The sequence below is a fragment of the Limimaricola variabilis genome, assembly GCF_014195545.1.
Lineage (GTDB): Bacteria > Pseudomonadota > Alphaproteobacteria > Rhodobacterales > Rhodobacteraceae > Limimaricola > Limimaricola variabilis.
Genome location: NZ_JACIBX010000001.1, coordinates 280,406 through 292,042, shown reverse-complemented (window position 1 = coordinate 292,042; position 11,637 = coordinate 280,406). Strand labels below are relative to the sequence as shown.

Below are 11,637 nucleotides of genomic sequence, written 5' to 3'. Positions count from 1 at the left end.
ATGACGCTCCTGCCACTGGCAAAACCGGGCGGCATCCTTACGTAGAAGGCATGCCCGAACCGCAGGAGACATAGATGGCCCAGCCCGCCTTCGAGGAAATTGCCGAGACCTTCGAGTTTCTCGATGACTGGGAGGATCGCTACCGCCACGTGATCGAGCTTGGTCGCGCGATGGAGCCGCTCGAGGACGCGCTCAAGGTGCCCGCCACCAAGGTGCATGGCTGCGCCAGCCAGGTCTGGCTCGTGCCTGCGCCCGAAGGCGGCGCCTACCACTTCCGGGGCGACAGCGATGCGATGATCGTGCGCGGGCTGATCGCGGTGCTGCACGCGCTCTATGACGGGCTGCCCGTGGCCGAGGTGCCCCGGATCGATGCCGGCGGCGAGCTGGCCCGGCTCGGCCTCAACGACCACCTGTCGGCGCAGCGTTCGAACGGGCTGCGCGCCATGGTCGAGCGGATCCGCGAGACCGCGCTCGCCGCGGCCTAGGCCCGCGCCAGGGCGGTCTCCAGCTCGCCATACCCCGTCAGCCGATGCTCGAAGCCCAGCCCCAGCCGTTCGGCATGGCGCCGGGCGAGGTCGGTGAGCGCGGGGTCGTCGGTCTGCGCTTGGTAGACCAGCGTCGTGTAATTGCCGAAATACATGTCGCGCAGCTCGGGATGCCGGTCGAGGCCGAGCGGCTCCCAGACGAAGGCGTCGAACTGCCGCACCAGAAAGTCGGTGAGGTAGAAGCAGGTCACCTCGCCCTTGGCTTCGAACGCCGCCACGCCTTCGTAGAAGGCGTAGCAATGCGGGCCTTCGATCATCTCGACGCCCAGCCGGGCGCAGCTGCGGGCGAGATCGCCGCCGGTGCCGCAATCGGCATAGGCGACGAAGACCCTGTCATAGCGGTCGCGCCGGGCGGTCACCGCCGCCTCGACCGCCGGGGCGATCCGGTCGGGTCGGTTGTGCAGGATGGCGGGCAGGCAGTGCAAATCGAGGTGATCCCAGCCGCGCTGCCCGATCAGCGCGAGGATCTCGCGCGCCAGCGCGCCGCAGGCGATCACCAGCACGCGGCCCCGCCCGGATGGGGCGAGGCCCTCGCGCGTCAGCGCGGCGTCGGAGGGGGCGGGCCCGCTCAGGCGCCCGCCTGCATCTGGTTGTGGCGGCGCGAGATCCAGTCCTTGGCCGTCTCGACCGCGACGGCGGCGTCGCGGCAATAGGCGTCGGCACCGATCGCGCGGCCGAATTCCTCGTTCAGCGGCGCGCCGCCCACCAGCACGATGTAGTCGTCGCGGATGCCCTGCTCCTTCATCGTGTCGATCACGACCTTCATGTAGGGCATGGTGGTGGTCAGCAGCGCCGACATGCCCAGAATGTCGGCTTTCTCACGCGCCAGCGCCTCGAGATAGCTCTCGACCGCGTTGTTGATCCCGAGATCGACGATCTCGAAGCCCGCGCCCTCCATCATCATCGCGACGAGGTTCTTGCCGATGTCGTGGATGTCGCCCTTGACGGTACCGATCACCATCTTGCCCATGCGCGGCGCATCGGTCTCGGCCAGCAGCGGCTTGAGGATCGACATGCCGCCCTTCATGGCATTGGCCGCGAGCAGCACCTCGGGCACGAACAGGATCCCGTCCCGGAAATCGTTGCCGACGATAGTCATGCCGCCGACCAGCGCCTTGGTCAGAACGTCATAGGGCGCCCAGCCGCGATCGAGCAGGATCTGGGTGGCCTCCATGATCTCGTCCCTGAGGCCGTCATAGAGGTCGTCGAACATCTGCGCGACGAGTTCCTCGTCATCGAGTTCGGAAAGGATCAGGTCGTCTTCGTCGGCCATGTCGCGGCACTCCTCGGGGCGGGCGATGTCTTTCGGTCGGATCAATGCCCGGATCGGGGCATCGGTCGCGGTCGTTTCCGACACTGCCTGCATCGCAACCGACGGCGATGCAAATGAAAACGGGGCAGCACCATCATGAGGCGCGCTCAACTCCGGGCTTGCGCGGATCGAGCCGCCGACCGAACGTGACGCCGGGAGGAGACCACATGAAGATGGACCGGGCGGCGCTGGCCGCGTTTCTGGCGCGCGATTTCGCGCAGGTGGCGACGCAGTTCGCCGTGGAGGAGGCGACCGAGGCGCGGCTGGTGCTGCGGCTTCTGGTCGAGGAGATGCATCTGCGCCCGGGCGGCACGGTGTCGGGGCCAGCAATGTTCGGCCTCGCCGACGTGGCGATCTATCTGGCAATCCTGTCGCGGATCGGCCCGGTGGGGCTTGCGGTGACGACCGGGGCCTCGATCGATTTCCTGCGCAAGCCGGATGCAGGGCGCGATCTCCTGGCGGAGACGCGACTGCTGAAGCTCGGTCGCCGGCTGGCAGTGGGCGAGGCGCTCTTGTTCAGCGAGGGGGAGGCGGCACCGGTGGCGCGGGCCTCGATGACCTATTCGATCCCGCCCGGCGCCGCGCAGGGCGCGGCACCGGCATGAAAAAAGGGGCCGGACGCATCCGGCCCCGCAGGCATGGTCGGGCCGGGGATCAGCCCTTCCAGAACGGGCGCGCGGCTTCGGCCTGCGCGGTCATGGGGTCGAGACCGAGGTCGCGCAGCGCCGTCGCGTCGAGATGCGACAGCGCCCGGCGGGTGCGGGCACGACGCTCCCACACGGCGACCTTGCGGGCGAGGCCGACGAGCAGGGCGGAGATGGCCCCCTGATCGAGGGCGGCCTCATAGGGCAGGGTGGTCCGGGCGAGGGTGGTCATGACGGTCTCTCTTGTGTCGATACAATGTGCTGCTATGCTGTGAAAACAGGCATACAATGAACGCGTATTGACGTCCACGGAAGTTTTGTCATGGATACAATCTGGTGGCCCAGCCTCGACGAGGGTGGCCCGGTCAAGCATCAGGCGCTGAAGCGCTCCATCCAGCAGGCGATCGGCACCGGGGCGATCGCGCCGGGCCACCGTCTGCCGCCGGTGCGCGAGGTGGCATGGCGGCTTGGCGTGACGCCGGGCACCGTGGCCCGCGCCTATAAGGACCTCGTTGATCAGGAGGTGCTGCGGGCGGTGGTCGGGCGCGGCACCTTCGTCGCCGAGCCGGATATTCCGGCACCGCTGCCGGCGCTGCTCGACACGGCAGGCTTTGCCGCCGATGGCCGGATGCTGAACCTGCGGACCGCGCAGGTGGCCGATGTCGGGCAGGGACGAATGCTGCATGATCTGCTGAAAACACTGCCGGATCCCGCCCCCGGCGCCTATGTCAGCTATCCCGATCCCGAAGCGGATGCGGGGCTGCGCGCGGCGTTGGGGGAATGGTTCGCCGCGCCCGCCCATGGCCCGGTCACGGCCGAAGACGTGGTGCTCACCTCCGGCGCCCAGCATGGCATGGTGGTGCTGCTGCAGGCGCTGCTGCACGGGCCACGCCCGGTCGTGCTGACCGAAGAGCTGGCCTATCCCGGCTTCCGCCACGCCGCGGCGCTGGTCCGGGCCGAGATCCAGGGCGTTGCCTTCGACGAGGAGGGGCTGCTGCCCGACGCATTGGAGCGGGCTTGCCGGGAGACTGGCGCACAGCTGCTTTGTACCAGTGCTGAGGCACACAATCCGACGACCATCCGCACTTCCCCGGCGCGACGGGCGCAAATTGTATCGATCGCGCGGGAGTACAATATGCAGATCATCGACGATGACTGCTTCCGCTCCGATGCCGGGGAGGATGCCAGCTATCGCCGCCTCGCCCCGGAACGCTCCTGGGTGGTGACGACGCTGTCTAAGACGCTGAGCCCCGATCTGCGGCTCGGCGCGATCCTCTCTTCGCCGGGCCGCGCGGCGCTGCCCCGCGTCGCGGCGCAGCAGCAGTTCTTCGGCCTCTCGCGCCCGACCGTGATGCTGGCCGAGGCCGCGCTGGCCTCGGGCGTGGCCGCGCGGGTCCGCGACGCCGTGCTCGAGGTGCAGTCCCGCCGCCTCGCGATCCTGCGCGACCGGCTCGCGCCGTGGCAGCCCCGCACCCGGGAGGGCGTGCCCTTCGCCTGGCTCGACCTGCCGCGCGGCTGGCGCCCGTCTTCGCTGTCGCGCGCCGCCGAGGCCGAGGGCGTGCGGCTCAAGCCCGCCGACGAGTTCGCGCTGATCGACGGGCGGGCGCCCTCGGCGGTGCGGATCGCGGTGACCGGCCTGCGCGAGGATGCGGCCTTCGTGGCGGCGATCGACCGGCTCGCGGCGCTGCTTTCCTCACCGCCGCATGTGATGGAGGTCTGAAATAGTGGGGTATATTGATACCTTAATTTCAAGTCATTGATTTGTAAAGATTATTTTGGAAGATGTGCGCTTGACTGCGCCACTGCTTCGTTTAGAACCCGCCCATCGAATTTGCGCGGGCGGCCCGTTCGGGGCGGTGCGCGTTGCAGATCAAGGGCAGAACCATGAAAACCTTCACCGCTACCCCGGCGGATATCGAGAAGAAGTGGATCCTGATCGACGCCGAGGGCGTCGTTCTGGGTCGCCTCGCCTCGATCATCGCCATGCGCCTGCGCGGCAAGCACAAGGCCTCCTTCACCCCGCACATGGACATGGGTGACAACGTCATCGTGATCAACGCGGACAAGGTGCAGATGACCGGCAAGAAGCGCGAAGAGCACTTCTACTGGCACACCGGACACCCGGGCGGCATCAAGTCGCGCACCAAGCAGCAGATCCTCGATGGTGCGCACCCCGAGCGCGTCGTCATGCAGGCCGTCAAGCGGATGCTGCCGGGCAACCGCCTGTCGCGTCAGCAGATGACCCATCTGCGCGTCTTCGCCGGTGCCGAGCACGGCATGGAGGCGCAGAAGCCCGAGGTTCTGGACGTCGCGTCCATGAACAAGAAGAACATGAGGACCGCATAATGGCCGATCAGATCAATTCGCTCGAAGAGCTGGGCTCGGCCGTCTCGACCGAAGGCCAGGCCGCCGCGACCGAGACCCTGACCCCGCGCGAGCCCGTCCGCGACGAGCTGGGCCGCTCCTACGCCACCGGCAAGCGGAAGGATGCGGTCGCCCGCGTCTGGATCAAGCCGGGCTCCGGCAAGGTCACCGTCAACGGCAAGGAGATGAACGTCTACTTCGCCCGTCCGGTGCTGCAGATGATCCTGCGCCAGCCGTTCCAGGTCGCGAACGTCTCGGGCCAGTTCGACGTCTACGCCACCGTCGCCGGCGGCGGTCTCTCGGGCCAGGCCGGTGCCGTGAAGCACGGCATCTCCAAGGCGCTGCAGCTGTACGATCCCTCGCTGCGCGGCGCGCTCAAGGCCGCGGGCTTCCTGACCCGTGACAGCCGCGTCGTCGAGCGTAAGAAGTACGGCAAGCGCAAGGCGCGTCGTAGCTTCCAGTTCTCGAAGCGCTGATCTCTCGCGGATTTCGCGACAGGAAAGGGCGGTCCCTGCGGGGGCCGCCCTTTTCGCATGTGGCGGCCGAACACGGGATCGCCGCGTGATGGTTCCGGCTGCACGAGACCACTTGCGCAGCGTCGCGATTGCGGCGAAAGGCGCGCGTGCGGTTGATCTTTGCCGCTGCGCGGTCAAGCATCCTCGCGGGGCATCACGGGGCGGCCATGGGTCTGGGGAACTTCACGAAATCCGAGGGCGGCCGGGCGGCCATGCTGCTGGCACCGCCCTTTTTCTACGCGCTGGCGCTGCTGGCGCTGCCGATTCTCGCGGTCGTGCTGTTCAGCTTCTGGACGCAGGACTTCATGACCATCGACACCAGCTTCACGCTGGCCAATTACCGCGAGTTCTTCGACAAGCCGATCTATACCGTGCTGCTCGGACGGTCGCTGATGGTGTCGGGGATCGTCACGCTGGTCACCGTGGTGCTGGCCTTCCCGGTGGCCTATTTCCTGTCGTTCCATGTCCGGCCCGAGCGCAAGTCGCTCTGGCTGTTCCTGATCACCATCCCGTTCTGGACCAGCTACCTGATCCGGGTGTTCCTGTGGAAGGTGATCCTCGGCTATAACGGCGTGATCAATTCGGGCCTGATCGGCGCCGGGATCATCGACGAGCCGCTGAGCTTCATCCTCTACAACGTGAACGCGGTGATCATCACGCTGGCGCATGCCTTTGCGCCCTTCGCGATCCTTCCGATCTTCGTGGCGCTGGAAAAGATCGACCGCTCGCTGATCGAGGCCAGCCGCGATCTGGGCGAGACCCGTCTCACCACCTTCTTCCGCGTGACGCTGCCGCTGTCGATGCCCGGCCTCGTCGCCGCCGTGTTGATCGTCTTCATCCCGACCATCGGCGACTACGTCACGCCCGAGCTGATGGGCGGCGCCGGGGGCAAGCTCATCGCCAACATGATCCAGACCCAGTTCCTGCAGCTCAACAACGCGCCGATGGGTGCGGCCATCGCCATCGTCGCGATGATCTGCGTCACCGCCATCGCGCTGGCTTTCGTCATGCTCAACCGCCGCTGGCTCCGGGGGCGGGGATGAAGGGTCTGCCGCTCCGGGTCTATGCGATCCTGTATTTGCTGTTCCTCTACGCGCCGATCGCGCTGCTGCCGCTCTTCGCCTTCAACGACGCGACGATCATCGCCTTTCCGCTCAAGGGTTTCACTACCCACTGGTTCGGCGATCTCGCCGGCAACGCGGCGCTGCGTCAGGCAGTCGGAAACTCGCTCTTCATCGCTGCGATGACGGCGATCTTCGCGACCCTGTTGGGGATCTGCGCCGCCCGTGCCGGCGCCATGGCGCGGTTTCCGGGCAAGGGCGGGATCCTCGGCTTCGTGATGCTGCCGCTCGTGCTGCCCGAGATCATTGTCGCGGTCTCACTGCTGATCGTGATGCGGCAGGTGCTGGGGCTGAACCTGTCGAACTGGACGGTGATCGCGGCGCATGTGCTGATCTGCACGCCGTTCTCGATCGCGATCCTGAACGGCGCCTTCCAGAACCTCGACCCCTCGATCGAGGAGGCGGCGATGGATCTGGGCGAAAGCCGGCTTTCGGCCTTCCGCCTCGTGACGCTGCCGCTGGTGATGCCGGGGATCGTGTCTTCGATGCTGATCGCCTTCACCATCAGCCTCGACGAATTCATCATCGCCTTCTTCCTGACCGGCGCGAACCCGACCATGCCGGTCTATATCTGGGGCCTGCTGCGCTTTCCGGCGCAGCTGCCCGTGGTCATGGCGCTCGGCACGATCCTCGTGACGCTGTCGGTCGTGCTGCTCGTCATCGCGGAACTGTTCCGCCGCCGCGGCCTTGCCCGGGCCGGCATCAAGGATACCGGAGGCTTCCTGTGACCGCTCTCATCGAACTCAAAAGCGTCGAGAAGCATTACGGCGACTACCATGCGCTGCGCGGCATCGACCTCGAGATCCGGGCCGGCGAGTTCTTCTCGCTGCTGGGCCCCTCGGGCTGCGGCAAGACCACCTTGCTGCGCACCATCGCCGGGCTGGAAGAGGTCTCGTCCGGCACGATCCGCATCGACGGCCGCGACATGAAGGGGGTGGCCGCCAACCATCGCCCGACCAACATGGTGTTCCAGTCCTACGCCGTCTTCCCGCATCTCAGCGTCGCCGAGAATGTGGGCTTCGGCCTGCGCCGTGATCCGCGCTCCAAGGTCGAGAAGGCGCGGGCGGTCGAGCAGGCGCTCGAGATGGTGGGACTCGGCGGCTATGGCAAGCGGCGCGCGCATGCGCTCTCGGGCGGCCAGCGGCAACGCGTGGCGCTGGCGCGCGCGCTGATCCTCGAGCCCAAGGTGCTGCTGCTCGACGAGCCGCTCTCCGCGCTCGACCGGCTGATGCGCGAGCAGATGCAGCTCGAACTGATGCGGCTGCAGCGCCAGGTTGGCATCACCTTCATCCTCGTCACCCACGACCAGGAAGAGGCGCTGGTCATGTCGGACCGCATCGCGGTGATGTTCGACGGCCAGATCGGGCAACTCGCCGATCCGGAGACGCTCTATCGCAAGCCCGCCAACCGGCGCGTCGCGCAGTTCATCGGCAAGATGAACTTCCTGCCGGGGCGGATGCTGGACCAGCGCGGCGCGATCGAGGTCGCGGGGCTCGGCCGGGCCGAACTGGCGCCGGAGCAGGCGCTGCCGGCGGGCGGCGAGATCACCGTCGGCCTGCGGCCGGAAACGCTCGCGATCCTGTTCGACGGCGACACCGCGCCCCGGCGCGAGACGCGCGGCACGGTGGCCGAGGTCGTCTATTACGGCGACATGACCTATTACGAGGTCCGGGTGGACGGAATCGACCGGCCGCTCACCGTGTCGATGAAGAACCTGATCGGTCGGCCCGTGCTCGAGGTCGGCGCGACGACCCGGCTGGCCTGGGACGAACGGGCGCTGGTGCTACTCACGGCCTGATCAATAAGGCAGGGACAGCCTGACGCCGAAGGTCTCCAGCCCCGGATTGGCGCCCGACAGCCCGGCATTGGAGCGATGGTCGAACTGCAGCGACAGCCGCGCGCCGCTGTCGAAGGCGTAACCCACCCCGGCCGATGAGCGAAACTCGACCGGGTGTCCCAGCTCCGGCCCGCTGCTGCGCGCGTAGATCCCCGGCAGCAGCGACAGCTGCACGAAGCTGTCATATGGCAGCGCGCCGGTCCATTGCAGCCCGGCGCCGATCCAGGTGTCGCCGGAGGCGCTGACCGACAGGCCGAGCACCGTTTCGATCCGGCCCAGCCGCGTCGGGGCGTGGTATTGCAGATAGGCTTCGCCACCCTCGCGTTCCCGCTGGTAGAGCATGCCCCCATATTGCAGTGCCACGCGGCCCGGACCCTGGTCCTTCAACTGGCAGACATCGTCACCGCAGCCACCAAAGGCGAGGTCGGTCAGCGATACCATCGCGAAAAGCGCGGCGAGCGATCCGTTCATGCGGTCCTCCTGAGCCTGACATTCCCAGCCTCGCCGCAGGCCCGCCTTCGAGCAAGCCGTTTCGGTCTCAGGCCCCGAGACGTGCGACCAGTGCAACGAGCTCGGCCTGGCGGCTTGTCCCAGTCTTGTCGAACAGGCTGCGCAGCTGGTTGCGGACCGTGTTGGTGCTCGCGCCGCGTAGCTCCGCGATCTCGGCCATCGACAGGCCCTCGCAGAGGCGGCGCAGGACGAAGGTCTCGGCCGGGGTCAGTTCGAAAAGGAGATGCAGGTCGTCCTCGACGGCCTCGGGGCTGCCGGATCCGACCAGCTGCAAAGTCGCGACCGCCTTTTCACCGTGCAGGAACGCCTCGATCGGGGCGATCAAGCCGGGCTCGGTCACCGGCGTCAGGCGGGCCAGAAGCCGGTGCGGCCCGTCATGCCCAATCGGGAATACCGCCCGCATCGTGCCCGCCAGCGCCTCGTCGAGCGCCGCATTGGCGCTTTCGTCGTCGAAGCGCAACCGCTCCGCCTTCAGGCCGAGCACCGCGTCGCGGGCCACGATCTCGCGCCCCCGCGGATTGATCGCCACCGGTCGGGAGCGCGCGTCGAGGACATAGCAGGCCTGCTGTCGATCCATCCCGGCGGCCAGCCGAATGCCGGTCGCCATCGCCGCCCGCTCGGCCTGCCGGGTCAATTGAACCGCGCGCTGAAGGTCCGGACCGAGCTGCGACAGAATCTCGCCCGCGGCCGGACCCACATCGCTTGTCTGATAGGGGGCAAAGTTGCAGCTGACGACCAGCTGCCCGGCAAAGGAGCGGGACAGCCCCATCCCGAGGCTGTGGCGGAGGTCACCCTGCGGGTGCAGGAACTCCGAATAGTAGAGACTCTCGAGAAAGCAGCTCTGATCCACCATCCCGGCATTGTCGACGAGCTGGAGAATCGGAGCCTGGAGAACCTCGTTCAACCACAGGTTGTTTTGCGCGAAGCGCTCCGGATACTGCCGAAGCAGCGTCGGATCGAAGTTGAAGCCATGAATCTCGACACGGCGCGGCGCCCCGGGCCTGACGAGCTGCAAGGCCCATGCGCCGCCGCCAGCCGCCTCTGCAAGGTGGTTTGGCAGATATTCCCATAGGTTAGGGCGTATAGCGCTTTGGTATAGATGATCCCTCAGCCGCTCGATGACAGCACTGATAACCATGGGGTTAAAACTTACTCGAAAAACAATCTAGGGTTTAGTGCAAACGCACCATGCACGAAAGTAAGTGCTATGACATTGAATGGTTCCGGCGGGGCCTGCTCATTTAGTCGTTCCCCTAGTTTTCCGGTATCCGGGCGGGCTCCGCCACCCTCATTCGTCAGGCGCGATCAGGCCGAGACCGCGCAGATAGACACCGATACCGGTTTCCAACAGTTCCTCGGGTGGAAACGGCGCGCGCGTGCCGGGCGAGCCGCGCGCGAACAGCTCGACCACGCCATGGCTCATCGCCCAGACATGCGCCGCGAACATTTGCGGCGGCGGGCGCCGATCGGCCGGGATGCGCTGCGACAGGGCTTCGGCCGCGCGTTCGAGCACGCCCAGCGCCCGCTGCGAGGCCGCGGCGAGGTCCGGGTTGCGCTGCATCGACAGGCCGCTTTCGAACATCGCGACGTAGTGGCCGGGATGTTTGCGCGCGAAGGCGAGATAGGCCCGGCCGGTCTTCTCGAAGGCTGCCAGCACCGAGGGCCGCCCGGAATCGTAGGCGTATTCCAGCAGGTCGGCGAAGATCTCGTAGCCCTGCCGCGCGGCCTCGGCGATCAGGTCCTCGCGCCCGGCGAAATGGCGATAGACGGCGGCGGGGGTCACGCCGGCGGCGCGGGCCGCCTCCGACAGCGTGAAACCGGTCGGACCCTTGGCCTCGATTAGCTCCAGACAGGCCTCGACCAGCGCCTGGCGCAGGTTGCCGTGATGATATCCCTGCTTGGCCACGTCAGTCGCGCGGCCACAGATCGGGACCGCCCGCGATCTTCGGATCGAGTTCGCAGACCGCTGCCGTGTCACGGTCGGGATAGTCGAGCCGCGCCAGCACGCTGCGGATCGCGTTCACCCGCGCGCGCCGCTTGTCGTCGCCGCGGATCACGGTCCAAGGGGCGTGCTTGAAATGCGTCCGCTCGAACATGGTGGCGATGCGGTCGGTATAGGCGTCCCACTTGCGCAGACCCTCGATGTCGACCCATGACAGCTTCCACTGCTTGAGCGGGTCGTTCTCGCGCTTGAGGAACCGCTCCAGCTGGGTGGCCCGCCCGACATTGAACCAAAGCTTGAACAGCAGGATGCCGTCCTCGCAGAGCATCCGCTCGAAATCCTCGACCTGAGCGTAGAAATGCGCGACCTGTTCGGCGTCGGCAAAGCCGAAGACCGGCTCGACCACGGCGCGGTTGTACCAGGAGCGGTCGAAGAACACGATCTCGCCCGCGGTCGGCAGCTCGCGCACGTAGCGCTGGAAATACCACTGCCCGGCCTCGATCTCCGACGGCTTGGCCAGCGCCACGACGCGGGCGCCGCGTGGGTTCAGGTTCTCGCGGAAGCGGCCGATCGTGCCGCCCTTGCCGGCGGCGTCACGGCCTTCGAAGATCACCACGACGCGCTGGCCGGTGGCCTTCACCCAGGCCTGCATCTTGACCAGCTCGACCTGCAGCGCGTCCATCGCCGCCTCGTATTCCTTGCGCTTCCAACGCGACGGATAGGGAAAGCGCGGGCTGGAGATGTCGTCCTTGCCGGCGTTGCGCAGCGCCTCGCGGACCTCCTCGGGCGCCTCCTCCTCGTAGAAGCGGCTGATCGCCCCGTCGAACGGCTTGTCCATCTGTTTCTC

At 67.1% G+C, this 11,637-nt stretch carries 15 protein-coding genes; 8 read left to right on the top strand and 7 right to left on the bottom strand.

The features are described 5' to 3' along the window. The first annotated feature begins 74 nt into the window (after positions 1-74). The gene (locus tag FHS00_RS01390) at positions 75-485 is read left to right on the top strand and encodes a SufE family protein (protein ID WP_183469143.1); all 411 of its coding nucleotides are present in this window, start codon (positions 75-77) and stop codon (positions 483-485) included. Here FHS00_RS01390 and FHS00_RS01385 read toward each other — a convergent pair. Both FHS00_RS01385 and FHS00_RS01380 read right to left on the bottom strand, forming a co-directional pair. Beyond that, a complete protein-coding gene (locus FHS00_RS01385) occupies positions 482-1,156 on the bottom strand; it encodes a DUF1638 domain-containing protein (protein ID WP_425486021.1) in 675 nt (224 codons plus the stop codon). The two genes, FHS00_RS01390 and FHS00_RS01385, sit on opposite strands and share 4 nt — an antisense overlap. Next, positions 1,114-1,818 carry a corrinoid protein gene (locus FHS00_RS01380; RefSeq protein ID WP_183469141.1) on the bottom strand — a complete coding sequence of 235 codons (705 nt, stop codon included), beginning with the start codon at positions 1,816-1,818 and terminating at the stop codon, positions 1,114-1,116. The genes FHS00_RS01385 and FHS00_RS01380 overlap by 43 nt, the downstream gene beginning before the upstream one ends. A 206-nt stretch (positions 1,819-2,024) precedes the next feature. On the opposite strand from FHS00_RS01380, the gene FHS00_RS01375 reads away from it, so the two are divergent. After that, the gene (locus FHS00_RS01375) at positions 2,025-2,462 is read left to right on the top strand and encodes a PaaI family thioesterase (RefSeq protein ID WP_183469139.1); all 438 of its coding nucleotides are present in this window, start codon (positions 2,025-2,027) and stop codon (positions 2,460-2,462) included. 49 nt (positions 2,463-2,511) lie between these two features. Here the strand turns inward: FHS00_RS01375 and FHS00_RS01370 are convergent, their stop codons facing one another. Continuing rightward, the gene (locus FHS00_RS01370; protein WP_183469137.1) at positions 2,512-2,733 is read right to left on the bottom strand and encodes a DUF1127 domain-containing protein; all 222 of its coding nucleotides are present in this window, start codon (positions 2,731-2,733) and stop codon (positions 2,512-2,514) included. A 90-nt stretch (positions 2,734-2,823) separates the two neighbouring features. Here FHS00_RS01370 and FHS00_RS01365 point away from each other — a divergent pair, with 90 nt between their 5' ends. The 6 genes from FHS00_RS01365 to FHS00_RS01340 all read left to right on the top strand — a co-directional run bounded on the left by FHS00_RS01365 (position 2,824) and on the right by FHS00_RS01340 (position 8,299). Then, a complete protein-coding gene (locus tag FHS00_RS01365) occupies positions 2,824-4,221 on the top strand; it encodes an aminotransferase-like domain-containing protein (protein ID WP_183469135.1) in 1,398 nt (465 codons plus the stop codon). Between the two features lie 164 nt (positions 4,222-4,385). Continuing rightward, the gene (gene rplM / locus FHS00_RS01360) at positions 4,386-4,847 is read left to right on the top strand and encodes a 50S ribosomal protein L13 (RefSeq protein ID WP_183469133.1); all 462 of its coding nucleotides are present in this window, start codon (positions 4,386-4,388) and stop codon (positions 4,845-4,847) included. Beyond that, the gene (rpsI, locus tag FHS00_RS01355) at positions 4,847-5,341 is read left to right on the top strand and encodes a 30S ribosomal protein S9 (RefSeq protein ID WP_183469131.1); all 495 of its coding nucleotides are present in this window, start codon (positions 4,847-4,849) and stop codon (positions 5,339-5,341) included. Before rplM ends, rpsI begins: the two co-directional genes overlap by 1 nt. Before the next feature lie 206 nt (positions 5,342-5,547). After that, complete coding sequence (locus FHS00_RS01350) at positions 5,548-6,423, top strand: ABC transporter permease (protein ID WP_183469129.1); 876 nt, start codon at positions 5,548-5,550, stop codon at positions 6,421-6,423. Beyond that, entirely contained in the window at positions 6,420-7,229 is an 810-nt protein-coding gene (locus FHS00_RS01345; protein WP_183469127.1) for an ABC transporter permease, read from the top strand. The genes FHS00_RS01350 and FHS00_RS01345 overlap by 4 nt, the downstream gene beginning before the upstream one ends. Further along, on the top strand, positions 7,226-8,299 hold the full coding sequence (locus FHS00_RS01340; RefSeq protein ID WP_183469125.1) for an ATP-binding cassette domain-containing protein: 1,074 nt from the start codon (positions 7,226-7,228) through the stop codon (positions 8,297-8,299). The genes FHS00_RS01345 and FHS00_RS01340 overlap by 4 nt, the downstream gene beginning before the upstream one ends. On the opposite strand, the gene FHS00_RS01335 is transcribed toward FHS00_RS01340, so the two are convergent. From FHS00_RS01335 to ppk2, 4 genes are all read right to left on the bottom strand, one after another. After that, the gene (locus FHS00_RS01335; RefSeq protein WP_183469123.1) at positions 8,300-8,809 is read right to left on the bottom strand and encodes an acyloxyacyl hydrolase; all 510 of its coding nucleotides are present in this window, start codon (positions 8,807-8,809) and stop codon (positions 8,300-8,302) included. Between the two features lie 67 nt (positions 8,810-8,876). Next, positions 8,877-9,863 (bottom strand): helix-turn-helix transcriptional regulator, encoded by a 987-nt coding sequence (locus FHS00_RS01330; RefSeq protein ID WP_183469121.1) that lies wholly within the window; start codon positions 9,861-9,863, stop codon positions 8,877-8,879. A 273-nt stretch (positions 9,864-10,136) separates the two neighbouring features. Next, positions 10,137-10,754, bottom strand: coding sequence for a TetR/AcrR family transcriptional regulator (locus FHS00_RS01325; protein ID WP_183469119.1), 618 nt, complete (start codon positions 10,752-10,754; stop codon positions 10,137-10,139). Between the two features lies 1 nt (position 10,755). Next, positions 10,756-11,628 (bottom strand): polyphosphate kinase 2, encoded by an 873-nt coding sequence (ppk2, locus tag FHS00_RS01320; RefSeq protein WP_183469117.1) that lies wholly within the window; start codon positions 11,626-11,628, stop codon positions 10,756-10,758. Positions 11,629-11,637: the final 9 nt, after the last annotated feature.